The following is a 13,129-nucleotide window of genomic DNA, read 5'->3' on the forward strand; positions in this document are numbered from 1 at the left end:
TCGCACCAGCCCTGTCCGGCAGAACGGAAGGGGAATCTGCCACACACCAGCATCCCGACCAAAAAACCCACAGCTAAGCAGCGACACACTACTAGTGCGGTAGGCGCAGTCCTGCGATGAGGATTTCGGCCAGTCGACGTGCGTCGTAGCCGGGATCGCTGTCCGCGCCGATGCAGAGGTTGCCGACTCCGCGCATGAGTTCGTAGGCACTGATGTCGGAGCGGATCTCTCCAGCGGCTGCTGCGGCTTTGAGTAGCTGGGCGCAGACGGGCACGAGGCGGTCGAGGAAGTAGGCGTGCAGCGTGTCGAAGGCGGCGTTGTCGGACTGGAGCACTGCGGCGAGTCCGTGCTTGGTGACCAGGAAGTCGACGAAGAGGCTGATCCACCGTCCTAGTGCGGCATGAGGAGTCGGGCTGGCTGCCAGGAGTGTTGGACCGGCCTCGGCGCAGGCGTCGACCTGGTGCCGGTAGACGGCGATGATGAGGTCCGCTCGCGTCGGGAAGTGGCGGTAGATCGTGCCCAGCCCGACGCCGGCTTTGGTCGCGATGTCGCGTACTGGTGCTTCCACGCCTGACGTGACAAAGGCTGCGGCAGCCGCGTCGAGCAGGGCCTCCTTGTTACGCCGGGCGTCCTTCCGCTTGGACTGGGCCGCGCGCTCTGTGCCCTGGTCGCTGTCGTTCACCGCGCTCCTCCGCCGTCATCGCACTTGCCAAACCGGAACAGCGTTCCGTATCGTTCCGGAACCAGGTTCCGTTTCGCTCATGATGCCAGAGCAGGAGCCGGACATCCAAGCCACCCATCGCCACCACATTCCACCCGCAATGAGGAGACACACGGTCATGCAGTACCGCACCTTGGGCCGCACCGGTGTGCAGGTCAGCACCCTCGCGCTCGGCGCGATGAACTTCGGCAAGATCGGGCGCACCACCCAGGACGAGGCCACCGCCATCGTCGACGCCGCTCTTGAGGCCGGGATCAACCTGATCGACACCGCCGACGTGTACGGCGGCGGCGAGTCGGAAGAGATGGTCGGCAAAGCCATCGCCGGCCGCCGCGAGGACATCGTGCTGGCCACCAAGGCGAGCCTGCCGATGGGCGACGAGCGCAACTATCAGGGCGGTTCGCGCCGCTGGCTGGTCACCGCACTGGACGACAGCCTGCGCCGTCTCGGTGTCGACCACGTCGATCTCTACCAGATCCACCGGTGGGACCCCCGTACCAGCGACGAAGAGACGCTGTCGGCTCTGACCGACCTGCAGCGCGCAGGAAAGATCCGTTACTTCGGCTCCTCGACCTTCCCCGCCTACCGCATCGTGCAGGCACAGTGGGCTGCCCGCGAGCACCACCTGAGCCGCTACGTCACGGAACAGCCCAGTTACTCGATCCTGCAGCGCGGGATCGAGGCCCACGTCCTGCCCGCGACCGAGGAATACGGGCTCGGTGTGTTGGCGTGGAGCCCGTTGGCTTCGGGCTGGCTGTCGGGCGCGATCCGCGAGGGCCGGGAGATCACCAGCAACCGCTCAGCGTTCATGCCGCAGCGTTTCGATACCACCGTCCCCGCCAACCGGGCCAGGCTCGACGCCGTCGAGCGGTTGGCCAAGGTCTCCGACGAGGCCGGCCTGACCATGATCCAGCTCGCGCTCGGATTCGTGACCGCGCACCCTGGCGTGACCGGCGCGCTCATCGGCCCCCGTACGTTGGACCACCTGCACTCGCAACTCGCCGCCGCCGACACCGTGCTCTCCGCCGACGTACTCGATGCGATCGACGCCATCGTGGCCCCCGGCACCGACCTGGCCGCGCACGAGAAGAACGACACTCCGCCCGCGCTGCTCGACCGGTCCCTGCGACGCCGCTGATCGACCGAGGGACAGCCTCAACCTCCTCTCACCCGCACTTCTCGGATCCGCGGGAATCGCGCAAGTGCCCGGCGATCCTCAATGACCGGATCTCTTGAGCGCAAGCCCCGTCCTTCAGGATGGGGGGGAGCTCATCCTTGGCGCGGAGCCGCGCAGCGGCGGAGTTCTCTGCCGTTTTCAGTGGTGTGCACTAGGTTGATCAGCTCAGTCGAAGGGGGGTGTTCTCATGCTGTCCGGTCGGCGCTACCTGCTCGACCTATCGCCCGAACAAGAGGAGATGTGCGAGGAGTTCGGCGACATCTGCCGGTCGGTGTGGAACACAGCCCTGGAGCAGCGTCGGGAATACTGGCGGCGCGGGGGGTGGATGAACGCGCGCAGACCGCTGCCCGGATCGTCGCGAAGAACGCCCTGGTGGTCCTCGAAGACCTGCGGATCAAGAACATGTCCGCCGGCGCGTCCGGCACCGTGGCCGCGCCCGGCCACAACGTCCGCCAGAAGGCCGGGCTCAACCGGGCCATCCTGGACAAGGGGTGGCACCGCCTCGAACTCGCCCTGACCAACGCCGCCCGGTACACGGGCACGCGCGTGGTGAAAGTCAACCCCGCGTACACGTCGCAGCGGTGCTCCGCCTGCGGCTTCGTCACGGAAGGAAACCGTGAGAGCCAAGCGGTCTTCCGGTGCAAAGCCGCAGGCTGCGGATACCGCGACCATGCCGACGTGAACGCCGCGAAGAACATCAAGGCCGCAGGACATGCGGTCTCAGCCTGTGGAGACCTCGGCACCAGCCGGTCCGTGAAGCAGGAACCCGTAAGCCGGGCGACCGGCCGAACCCCCTCATAGGGGAATCCCCGGGCTCCAGCCCGGGGAGGAAGTCAAGGCCTTGATGTTCTCGCCGGCGGCCGGCGTCCAACAACGACGTCCCCGACCGCTCAACTCGGCCGGGGGACGTCCACACACACCAGGACCGCCCCGCCCTGCAACATATGGAGGACGGGGCGGGCGTGCTCAACTGTTCGGCGAGCACTCATCGGAACCGGCCCGGTTCGGGTGGCGGCGGTTACTTGATCTTTCTGCCGCCGGCGGCGACGGCCGGGGACAGGTCGTTGACAGCCGCGTCGCGGGTTGCGACGGGCTCGAGGCCGTAGCTGTGCTCGATGGTGGCGAGGATGGACGTGGTGTCGTAGAGGGTGTGGTCGACGCCCGAGTGCGGCAGCGAGCGGCCAATGACCAGCGCGGGGATGCGGGTGCCGGGGCCCCAGGCGTCGTGGGCGCCCTGGGTGGGCGAGCCCGGTCCGGGGGGCGGCAGATGGTCCCACTGGCCGCCGAACTCGTCGTAGGTGACGACCACGAGGGTGTTGCCGGCCGCGTCACCCTCGGTCACGGCCTTGAGGAGGTCGACGAGGTGGTCGCTGCCGTCCGCCTCGCTGGCGTAGCCGGGGTGCTCGTTCTCGGCGCCGTAGGGCTTGACGAAGCTGACGGCCGGCAGGGCGCCGTTCTTGGCCGCGCGCATGAACTCCGTCTCGTCGCGCAGGTGGCTGCGGCCCGGCTTGCCGGGGGCGTAGTCGGCGAAGTAGTTGAACGGCTGGTGGTGATACTGGAAGAGGGGTCCGGGGTGCCCGGCCTCCGCGTCGTCCCAGCCGCCGGAGTACCAGTTCCAGGAGACGCCGGCGTCGGTGAGCCGGTCACCGATGTTGGGGTACTTCGCGTCGTCGATCAGCGGGATCCGGGCGCCGCCGCCGTACGGCGCGCTGAAGGGCTGCACCGTGTTCACGGCCAAGTTGCCGCAGGCGATAGCGTAGTCGGCCGGGTCGCCATTCGGGCAGGCGGTGGTCAACGCGCCGTCCACCACAGGGCCGGTCGCCTTGTACTGCGGGTAGGAGGCGGGCATGCCGTTGGCGTCGAGGACTGTGTTCTTCGCGCCGGACGCTCCGCCGCTGGTGTCCTCCGGTGCCCGCCCGGCGATCAGGTACTGGTGGTTGAGGAAGGAGCCGCCGAACGCGCCCTGGAAGAAGTGGTCGGCCAGGACGTAGTTCGGGGCTCCGGGCGCGTGCAGATACTGGTAGATCGGCAGCGACTTGGTGTCGTAGTGACCCATGGTGAGGCCGACCGCGTCGGAGCCGGTGACGTAGCGGTCCTGCTTGCCATCGTTGATGGCGTACTGGTTCTGGTAGAAGCGGTGCACCATGTCCCGGGTGCAGCCGCCGGGCAGCGCGCCCGGGGAGTCCTTCACCACGCCGTTGCTCGCGAAGACACCGGGCGCCGGGCAGGTCCGGTCCTCAGGCTTGATGTGGTCGTCGATGGCGAACGGCCCGTTGGCGAAGGCGCTCGCCGCGACCCCGTGGGCGGCGTCGTTGCAGGACGACGGCAGGGGCGGGCTGGTCAGGTTCACATCGTTCTGCGGGAGGCAGTTGTACGGCGTGCCGTCCTGCGCGACCTGTGTGCGCTGCTGGGCGGTGGCCTGCGCCAAGCCGTCGACCTGCCGGCCGCCGACCGGTCCCCAGGTGCCGTAGAGGTTGTCGAAGGAGTGGTTCTCCTCGTAGATCACGACCAGGTGCTTGTATCCACCGGGCAGCGTGTGCGGCGCGCCCTGCTGCACCGATGCAGCACCTGACGCCGCAGAGGGCGTCAGGGCCAGGAGCAGGGCGGCCGTCGTGCCGGCCGCGAGAGCGGGCAGTCGGTGTCCGGCACGCAGCCGGAGTCTTTTGGTACGACTCATGTTGCCTTCTCCAGCAAGGTTGACTTCGGAGTTGCCGGCCTTGGCATGGGCAGCCCAAGAAATCGGCGCAGAGAAAGGTAACCGGCCGATGCCTATGCCGGGCGAGGGGAAGGTAACGGATTGATGCGGAAACGTGGCCCTTGCCCCTGGTGGAGCGGTCCGCTGACGCAGTAGACGGGCAGCACGCGGCCCGGGGCATCAGATGGATGGGCCCCAGATCTTCGCAGCGGCGCCAACCTCGGCCTGGGGGGTGCACAGGCCGGCGGCTCCCGCCGCGAAGCCGTTCCCGCTGCGCCGCGGCCGGCAACTCGGGAGGGCAATCATGCGCATCGAATGGGGCGCGTTCATCACCGCGGTCCAGGACCGTGGCGAGTACTCCACGCAAGAAGAAGCAGAGCGATCTTCCCGCGTCGTCCTGGCCCTCCTGGGCGCACATCCGGTCCGGCATGCGGCGGGAGCTGCTGGACCGAGGCACTAGTTGGAACGGCGGCTGAATTCGGTGCTCCCGCCGCCCGCAAGCTGGGCGACGGCAGCAGCCCGGCCTGTGACAGGCCAGTTTCACCGACGGTTGACTTCCTCCCCGGGCTGGAGCCCGGGGATTCCCCTATGAGGGGGTTCGGCCGGTCGCCCGGCTTACGGGTTCCTGCTTCACGGACCGGCTGGTGCCGAGGTCTCCACAGGCTGAGACCGCATGTCCTGCGGCCTTGATGTTCTTCGCGGCGTTCACGTCGGCATGGTCGCGGTGTCCGCAGTCTGCGGCTTTGCACCGGAAGACCGCTTGGCTCTCGCGGTTTCCTTCCGTGACGAAGCCGCAGGCGGAGCACCGCTGCGACGTGTACGCGGGGTTGACTTTCACCACGCGCGTGCCCGTGTACCGGGCGGCGTTGGTCAGGGCGAGTTCGAGGCGGTGCCACCCCTTGTCCAGGATGGCCCGGTTGAGCCCGGCCTTCTGGCGGACGTTGTGGCCGGGCGCGGCCACGGTGCCACACGCGCCGGCGGACATGTTCTTGATCCGCAGGTCTTCGAGGACCACCAGGGCATTCTTCGCGACGATCCGGGCGGCCCTCTGCGCGCAGAAGTCTCCACGCCGGTCCGACACCCGGGACATGATGCGGCCCATGGCTGTGATCGTCTTGTGCCGGTTCGCGCTGCCGCGCTTGGACCGGGCGAGGCGCTGTTGCAGACGCCGGTACCGGACGATCTCGCCGGCCGTGATGAACGGCCGGTCGTGGAAGTCGCCGTCCGAGGTGACGACGGCGGTCTTGACCCCCCGGTCGATGCCCACGGCGGTACCGGGCATGGCGTGCTGCTCGGGAGTGGCGGCCTGGTCGTCCACGAGGAACGACACAAACCACCGGCCGCCCTTGCGGGACACGGTCGCGGAACGGATCTCGCCACCGAGGGGGCGGGACCAGCGGAAGCGGACCCAGCCCAGCTTCGGCAGCTTGACCCGGCCCCACTTGCGCCCCAGCCGCTCCACGCTGATCTGCTGGGCGTCGGGGAACCGGAACGATGGCGACCAACGTGCCTTCGACCGCCACCGCACCGTGAACGTGCCGTGATCCCGGCAGGCCCGGTCCAGATCCTTGAGCGTCTGCTGCAACGCGTGCGACGGTGCCGCCTTCAACCACGGATGCTCACGCTTGGCATCGGCCAACTCGGCACACTGCGGCACGTAGTTCATCCACGCCCCGCGCCGCCGGTATTCCCGACGCTGCTCCAGGGCTGTGTTCCACACCGACCGGCAGATAGCGCCGAACTCCTCGCACATCTCCTCTTGCTCGGGCGAGAGTTCGAGCAGGTAGCGGCGACCGGACAGCATGAGAACACCCCCCTTCAACTGGTGCGATCAACATAGCGCGCGCCACTGACAACGCAGCGAACTCCGCCGCTACGCGGCTCCGCGCCAAGGATGAGCTAACCCCGTCCTGAAGGACGGGGCTTGCGCTCAAGAGATCCGGTCAGTGACCGGCGAAGAAGATCTCGCGTACCTCCCGGGCCGCGTGGTACACGAGGACGTAGCCGGCTATGGGGTCGGCCCATCACGGGCCGACGGCGGCGTTCAGGGTGAGGCCGTCGGGCGCGAGTCGACCGAGCTGTACAGCACGATCGTCGCCGCTGGGATCGTCGCCTGGTTCTGCTTTCAGTCCTTCGAGAACATCGGCATGGCGCGCGGCATCATGCCGGTGGCGGGCATCCCGCTGCCGTTCGTCTTCTACGGCGGCTCGTCCATGTTCGCCGTGTGGGTAGCCGTGGGACTCCTTCAGTCAAGAAAGGTCCAGCGGCCCGTGCAGGCCTAGTGCCCAGTGCGAGTCCTTGGGTCAGGCCCTACGTGTGTTCCCCAAGCGTCACCGCCAACGTCGAGGTGTCCCTCGACCCGGACCCGGATACGGCCCCCGCCCAGGACCCCGGCGCCATACGCGTCCAGCCCTGGTCCGACTCGGTGCTGCTCCAGTGCCGGCCGTCGAACGTCACGGAGGTGGCGTGCAGCGTGGTGGCGTGGCAGACGAGCCACAAGGCGAGGGACCAGCCCGTGGCCGCCTGGTCGGTCGCGATCAGGTAGCGGACGCCGGCGCTGCCGGTCGCGGGTACGGCGGCAGGCGCCCAGCCGAACTCCCGCCGGACGGCCGCCGCGACAGCGTCACCGGCACCGTCCTCGCGTACGGCGTCCGTCGCACCGTTCTGCCCGGCGGAGGCCGTCGGATCGGCCGCGCTCACCGTGCAGCTCAGCGCCGGTCCCGCCCGTCCCGTCAGTACGTCGGCCAGGGTCGTGGCCATGGCCTGGTGCTGTGCGTAGGCCTCCGGGTAGCCGCTGTGCTGGACTTGCTGCGCGGCTTCGGTGACCGGCAGGTTCAGGTAGTGCGGCACCTTGACCAGCGCGTCGAAGAACTTGCCCACCGCGTAGACGGGGTCGCTGATCTGCGCCGGGGTGCCCCAGCCCTGGGACGGGCGCTGCTGGAACAGGCCGAGCGAATCCCGGTCGCCGTGGGAGAGATTGCGGAGTTTGGACTCCTGGATCGCAGTTGCCAGGGCGATGGTGACGGCCTGCTCCGGCAGGCCGCGCGCGTGGGCCACGGCGGCGATGGTCGCGGCGTGGGACGTCTGATCCAGGTCGAGCGTGACGGTCGTACCGTCCGGGCCGTGTGCCGTGCACTCGTCGGGAGTCACCGAGCGGATGAAAGAGACGGCGAAATAGCCCACGAGCGCGAGGACCACGCCCAGGCCGATCACCACTGGCCACGCCTTGCGGCGCCCCCACCTGCGTGCCTCCACGTCGACCCTCCTCTTACCCACGCTCGGTTACAGTTTATTTGCGTTATTGCGCAACCATATAACTCTGACGGCTGTCTCCCCTGAGCGGGGTGCACAGCGGTGTATCCGAACGAGGATCGAGGGGGGAAGGCATGACTGGTCGGCGTGGACCGGCGAAACTGGCCGTACGGCCGGGCCGGTCGGGGCGCCTGAGCGACCGGGGACTGGAGCTGGTCCTGCTGCTCGGCGCCATCCTCATCTGCTGCTATGGCTACGCCGAGACGGCCCTCGCCCTCACCGGGAAGCTGCCGTCCGGCATGGCGACGACGTGCGCGGCCGCGGCCGTACTGCCTCTGGTGTGCCACGTCGCCGTACGCCGCTTCGCGCGGCACGCCGATCCGCTGATCCTGCCGCTGGCCACCCTGCTCAGCGGCCTGGGGCTCGTCCTCATCCACCGTCTCGACATCGCGTACCAGACCCACTACCACCACGCGACGGCTGCGGCGCCCGGGCAGCTGATGTGGTGCGCCATCGCGGTGGCGGTGTTCGCCGGGGCGGTGGTGCTGCTGAAGGACCACCGCAGGCTGCAGCGCTATCCGTACGTCACGGTCGCCATGGGCATGGTCCTGCTGATGGCGCCGGCGTTCTACCCCGGTGACGTCTACGGCGCCAAGCGGTGGATCTTCATAGGGCCGCTGTCCTTCCAGCCCGGCGAGTTCGTGAAGATCGTCATCGTGGTGTTCTTCGCCGGGTACCTGACGATGCGCAGGGACGCCCTCGCGCTCGCCGGACGTCGCCTGATGGGCATGTATCTGCCGCGCGGGCGGCAGTTGGGGCCGGTCGCGGCCGTGTGGATACTGAGCCTGCTGGTCCTGATCTTCGAGCGGGACCTCGGCACCTCGCTGATCTTCTTCGGCCTGCTCGTGATCATGCTGTACGTCGCCACCGAGCGGACCAGCTGGGTGGTGTGCGGCGTCGTCATGTTCGCCATCGGCGCCTTCGTCGTCGGCTCCTTCGAACCGCACGTCCACGGCCGTGTCGTCGCCTGGCTGCATCCCATGGACATCTTTCTGCCGCCCGACAAGCGCCCGCCTGGGCTGGTCTCGGACCAGGCCGCCCAGGCCCTGTTCAGCTTCGGCTCGGGCGGCATCCTCGGCACCGGCCTCGGCGAGGGCCATCCGGAACTCATCGGCTTCGCCGGGCGCAGCGACTTCATCCTCACCACGGTTGGCGAGGAACTCGGCCTGGTCGGGGTGACGCTCGTCATCCTGCTCTACGCGCTGCTCGCCGAGCGCGGGCTGCGGACGGCCCTGACCGTCACCGACCCGTTCGGCAAGCTGCTTGCCGCTGGCCTGTCCACGGCGGTCATGCTGCAGGTCTTCGTCGTGTGCGGCGGTGTCACCGGGCTGATCCCGCTCACCGGCAAGGCATTGCCCTTCCTCGCCCAGGGCGGCTCGTCCATGGTCGCCAACTGGCTGCTGGTCGCCGTCCTGATCAAGGTCAGCGACACGGCGCGCCGGCCTCCGCCGGCCCCGGCCACCGACGTCAGCGCCGCCGAGACTCAGTTCGTACGGCTGTGAGCCCGTCATCGTCTTCCGCGAAAGGGCGGACCCGCTGATGTTCTTCGACGTGAGCCCCCTGGACCTGCTCGTCCTGGGAATCATGATCATCCTGCTCTTCGGCCCGGACAAGCTGCCCGAGGTCATACAGAAGGTAGCCAGGTTCCTGCGGAAGATCCGCGCGTTCTCCGAGGCCGCCAAGGAAGAGGTCCGCTCGGAACTGGGCCCGGAGTTCAAGGACCTGGAGCTGGCGGACCTGCACCCGAAGACGTTCGTGCGCAAGCACCTCCTCGACGGCGACGGCGACGGCGACGGCGACGGCGACGGCGACGGCCTCGGAATCGACGAGATCCGCTCCGCCCTGGACCCGAGGGCGGAGCTGTCGGAGGTGACCGCCGCGGTGAACGGCGAGCCGACCGAGCGGACCGAGCCGACCGAGCCGACTGGGCGGGTTGAGCCGACCGGGCGGGCCGAGCGAACCGAGAGTCGGACGGCCTCGCCACAGCAAGCCCCCGCGCACGCCTACGATCCCGACGCCACCTGAGCCGCGGCGGGTGACCAGGTCGCCTGAGCTGCGCCGAGCGATCCGGCGGAGGGCCGGCCCGTCGCCCGAAGGTGAACGCGTCATCCCCCCGCCCGGCACTGTCACGTTGTTGCGGACGAGCAGTGCTGACGACTTGTCAGGATAGGTGATCGCCCTGCGGGTGGTCGTCGTCAGGCCGCCGCGGCAGGCCCGGTGACCTGGCTCCATACGGTGAAGCACTGGTTCATCAGAAAGATCATCCCGCCCCACGTCAACCGGAACGATCCGCCACAGGCGAGTCACGCGACCCATCGGACACGGCCTAGTGCTGTGGCCACATAGGTTCGCCGTGTTGCAGAGACAATCGCTCGTGGGTTCTCGTGGCCTGCCAGCGAACGTGGATAATGCCCGGTGTGACTCCTGAGATAGAGCGCCCCAGGTGGTGGTTCGGGCTTCGCGGCTTTGCGCTCTGCCTGGTGGGCGGTGGCCTTGGCTGCTTGGCGTACGTGGTGCTGGTTTCGCATCGGCTGGGCGGGGCGGCATGGGGATGGTTGCTATTCGGAGCGATTCTCAGCGGGACGCTCAGCGCACTGTTTCCGAGGCGTTGAGCCATGTGCTGTCCGGCGCACTTCGCCGCGCCCGCTTGGCGCCGTAACCTGAAAAAGCAGTGGCCGGGCGGGCTCGGGGCCACATACGTTCGCGTCCATGGTTGACGCAGCTTTCGGACATCCGCGCCTCGCCGCCATCTACGACCCACTCGATCTGGACCGCAGCGATCTCGACGCGTATCTCGCGATGGCGGAGGAGTTCGGCACGCGGTCCGTGCTGGACATCGGGTGCGGTACGGGCGTGTTCGCGCTGCTGCTCGCCAAGCGCGGGATTACGGTCACCGGGATCGATCCCGCGCGGGCGTCCGTCGACGTCGCGCGTGGCAAGCCGGGCGCGGAGCGGGTGCGCTGGCTCGACGGCGACGCGGGAGACCTGCCGCCCATGCAGATCGACCTGGTGACGATGACCGGGAACGTCGCCCAGGCGATCGCCGATCCGCAGGCGTGGCGTACGACGCTGCGCGGCGCGTACGAGGCACTGCGGCCCGGCGGGCGGCTTGTCTTCGAGACGCGCGACCCGGCGCAGCGCGTGTGGGAGGAATGGGCGGAGTGGACGCGCGAGACCACGTACCGCATGACGGATATCCCGGGCGTCGGCCACGTCGAGACCTGGGCCGAGCTGACGGACGTGAGCCTGCCGCTGGTGAGCTTCCGGGGTACGCACGTGTTCGCTGCGGACGGGGACGTACTGACCTCGGAATCGACACTTCGCTTCCGTGAACGTACGGAGATCGAGCGGGACTTGCACGAGCACGGCTTCGTCGTCGAGGACGTACGCGACGCACCCGACCGGCCGGGCAGGGAGTTCGTGTTCGTGGCGCGGCGCGCTACCGCGGAGCCCGTCCCTCCTGGAATGCCCTAGGGAGCGTGCGCACCACACAGCGCCGGGTAGACGGGACTTTGAAGACACTCCCTAAAGCGTGTTGCAGAAGGCTGTGATCAGGCGGCCTGAGCTGGGTTGATGGCGTGTCTGGTCATGCGGTCGGGGCGAGGTTGTGCATGCGGGCGACGGCCTGGACGGCGTGGTGGAGGCCGTCGCCGTGTTGCCGGTAGTCGCGGGGGATCTTGGAGTGTTTCATCCGGCCGATCACGTGCTCGACGCGGGCGCGGACCTTTCGGTGGGCGGTGTTGTCCTCTTCCTCGCCTTTCGGCAGCGGCCGTCCGGGGCGTTTGCGGTGCGGGACGATGAGGCCGGTGTTGATGTAGGCGCCGTCGCCGAGCACGGTGACGCGTTGACGTCCGCGTCAACCCCAGGCCATCCGTCTTCACAGGGCGTGCGATCACATAAGTTGTGGCTCCTCGAAGATGCACGAGGAGGAGCGACAGTGGGCGAAAATTCTCATGTGGCAGCGCTCGCAAAGGTTCTGCCAACGACACACGGCGTGGATGAGCGGATCGACTGGAGTGCGGTCGAGGAGATCTGGACGACCCGGTTTCCGGCCGACTATGTCGCCTTCATGGAGGCGTACGGGGCCGGCAGCGTCAGCAGGGAAGTTGGAATACTGTTGCCGGTTCCGCGGTCCGATGCCTATTCGGACGGGTCCGGCCTGCGGCAGGAGACAGCCAACGCCCGCGGCACCTGGGAGATGCTCGGTGGTAGAGCGGCCCTGGACGTGGACCCCGATTTCATCGTGGCGTGGGGTGTCACGAGCGGCGCAGACATCTACTGCTGGCTTACCACGGCCGACGATCCTGACCGATGGCCCGTGCTCGTATACGGTCGGCACACGAATCCCACCTTCCAGGTTCACCCTTTCGGGATGGTGGAGTTCCTGCGCAGACTGCTCACCGATGATGAATTCCAGGAGGAGACGATCAGCGTCGTCCTTCCGAAGGAGCACTCTTTCGTCAACTGGCGTGAGCAGAAGCGACGCTTGGAGGCGGGCCTGAACCCCACCACGGGGGAACCCTGGGATTAGCAGCCTCAGGATCCCTGACGGGGCGGCGGGCGGCGGCAATTGCTCTCACCAGCAATGATCACTGGGGTAGTGAGCCTGCGAGGGGGCGTCCGCCCCAGCCGAGGCCCTTCTCGCTGCGGATGCGGGCGCGTTCCTTGCGCTGGGCGGCGAGCACGTCGGGGTGGCGGGCGTTGGCGTTGCGCCGGCGCAGGTAGCGGTGCAGGGCCGGGGTCTGCGCGGGATGGCTGCGATGGTGGGAGTTGACCAGGGTGAACTGCCGCAGCGGGCCGAAGTGCGCCTCGATCGGGTTGGCCCAGGAGGCGTAGGTCGGGGTGAAGCACAGCTCGACCTTGTTCTTCTTCGCCCAGCGGCGGATGTTAGCGCCGGTGTGGGCGGAAAGGTTGTCCAGAATGATGTAGATCGGAGCGCCGTCGGGCCGGGCGGCGCGAATCGACTTCAGTGCGCCCAGGCTGTTGGCAGTGCCCTTGCGGCGGCGGTTGACGCCCCACAGAGTGTTGTCGCCTACGGAGTAGCAGCCCGTACCCTTCAGCCCGAATCCACCGGCTTGATTCCGGGGTGATCGTTTCGGGGTTGCCGCTGGCGGTGGCCGAGATGATCCGGCCGTTCGGGCAGGGAGTATCCGCTGGTCTGTCCAGCTCTTCCACTGTTCGGCGGTCGCGGGCCCTTGCGGGCGAGGTGGTCAGGGCTTCTCAG

11 protein-coding genes and 3 pseudogenes are annotated in these 13,129 nt (G+C 68.3%); 8 read left to right on the plus strand and 6 right to left on the minus strand.

Features of this window, described 5'->3' with window-relative positions; translation table 11 throughout:
- Positions 1–91: 91 nt before the first annotated feature.
- A complete protein-coding gene (locus ACIQFZ_RS42055; RefSeq protein WP_383060330.1) occupies positions 92–682 on the minus strand; it encodes a TetR/AcrR family transcriptional regulator in 591 nt (196 codons plus the stop codon).
- 157 nt (positions 683–839) lie between these two features.
- On the opposite strand from ACIQFZ_RS42055, the gene ACIQFZ_RS42060 reads away from it, so the two are divergent.
- Together ACIQFZ_RS42060 and ACIQFZ_RS42065 are read left to right on the plus strand one after the other, a co-directional pair.
- Positions 840–1,859: an aldo/keto reductase gene (locus ACIQFZ_RS42060; RefSeq protein ID WP_402693835.1), complete on the plus strand. Its 1,020-nt coding sequence runs from the start codon at positions 840–842 to the stop codon at positions 1,857–1,859.
- A gap of 360 nt (positions 1,860–2,219) precedes the next feature.
- Complete coding sequence (locus ACIQFZ_RS42065) at positions 2,220–2,699, plus strand: RNA-guided endonuclease InsQ/TnpB family protein (protein ID WP_402693836.1); 480 nt, start codon at positions 2,220–2,222, stop codon at positions 2,697–2,699.
- A gap of 217 nt (positions 2,700–2,916) precedes the next feature.
- Here ACIQFZ_RS42065 and ACIQFZ_RS42070 read toward each other — a convergent pair whose 3' ends face one another.
- Entirely contained in the window at positions 2,917–4,575 is a 1,659-nt protein-coding gene (locus tag ACIQFZ_RS42070) for a phospholipase C (protein ID WP_402693837.1), read from the minus strand.
- Positions 4,576–4,940: 365 nt separating this feature from the next.
- Between ACIQFZ_RS42070 and ACIQFZ_RS42075 the strand changes: the two genes are divergently transcribed.
- Positions 4,941–5,069, plus strand: coding sequence for a hypothetical protein (locus tag ACIQFZ_RS42075; protein WP_402693838.1), 129 nt, complete (start codon positions 4,941–4,943; stop codon positions 5,067–5,069).
- 110 nt (positions 5,070–5,179) lie between these two features.
- Here ACIQFZ_RS42075 and ACIQFZ_RS42080 read toward each other — a convergent pair whose 3' ends face one another.
- Positions 5,180–6,397: an RNA-guided endonuclease InsQ/TnpB family protein gene (locus ACIQFZ_RS42080; protein ID WP_402693839.1), complete on the minus strand. Its 1,218-nt coding sequence runs from the start codon at positions 6,395–6,397 to the stop codon at positions 5,180–5,182.
- A gap of 253 nt (positions 6,398–6,650) precedes the next feature.
- Between ACIQFZ_RS42080 and ACIQFZ_RS42085 the strand changes: the two are divergent.
- Positions 6,651–6,875: pseudogene (locus ACIQFZ_RS42085) on the plus strand (FtsW/RodA/SpoVE family cell cycle protein); the annotation flags it as partial.
- 28 nt (positions 6,876–6,903) lie between these two features.
- Here the strand turns inward: ACIQFZ_RS42085 and ACIQFZ_RS42090 are convergent.
- A complete protein-coding gene (locus ACIQFZ_RS42090; RefSeq protein WP_365435710.1) occupies positions 6,904–7,848 on the minus strand; it encodes a heavy metal transporter in 945 nt (314 codons plus the stop codon).
- 131 nt (positions 7,849–7,979) lie between these two features.
- Between ACIQFZ_RS42090 and ACIQFZ_RS42095 the strand changes: the two genes are divergently transcribed.
- The 3 genes from ACIQFZ_RS42095 to ACIQFZ_RS42105 all read left to right on the plus strand — a co-directional run bounded on the left by ACIQFZ_RS42095 (position 7,980) and on the right by ACIQFZ_RS42105 (position 11,379).
- The gene (locus ACIQFZ_RS42095) at positions 7,980–9,407 is read left to right on the plus strand and encodes an FtsW/RodA/SpoVE family cell cycle protein (RefSeq protein WP_383064306.1); all 1,428 of its coding nucleotides are present in this window, start codon (positions 7,980–7,982) and stop codon (positions 9,405–9,407) included.
- A gap of 37 nt (positions 9,408–9,444) precedes the next feature.
- Positions 9,445–9,930 carry a sec-independent translocase gene (locus ACIQFZ_RS42100; protein ID WP_402693840.1) on the plus strand — a complete coding sequence of 162 codons (486 nt, stop codon included), beginning with the start codon at positions 9,445–9,447 and terminating at the stop codon, positions 9,928–9,930.
- A gap of 684 nt (positions 9,931–10,614) precedes the next feature.
- Complete coding sequence (locus tag ACIQFZ_RS42105) at positions 10,615–11,379, plus strand: class I SAM-dependent methyltransferase (RefSeq protein ID WP_365435351.1); 765 nt, start codon at positions 10,615–10,617, stop codon at positions 11,377–11,379.
- 112 nt (positions 11,380–11,491) lie between these two features.
- Here ACIQFZ_RS42105 and ACIQFZ_RS42110 read toward each other — a convergent pair.
- Positions 11,492–11,752, minus strand: a pseudogene (locus ACIQFZ_RS42110) (transposase family protein); the annotation flags it as partial.
- 108 nt (positions 11,753–11,860) lie between these two features.
- Between ACIQFZ_RS42110 and ACIQFZ_RS42115 the strand changes: the two are divergent.
- A complete protein-coding gene (locus ACIQFZ_RS42115) occupies positions 11,861–12,436 on the plus strand; it encodes an SMI1/KNR4 family protein (protein ID WP_402693841.1) in 576 nt (191 codons plus the stop codon).
- Positions 12,437–12,494: 58 nt separating this feature from the next.
- On the opposite strand, the pseudogene ACIQFZ_RS42120 reads toward ACIQFZ_RS42115, so the two are convergent.
- A pseudogene (locus ACIQFZ_RS42120) lies at positions 12,495–12,953 on the minus strand (transposase); the annotation flags it as partial.
- Positions 12,954–13,129 lie beyond the last annotated feature (176 nt).

It is taken from the genome of Streptomyces sp. NPDC093064, assembly GCF_044754605.1.
Lineage (GTDB): Bacteria > Actinomycetota > Actinomycetes > Streptomycetales > Streptomycetaceae > Streptomyces.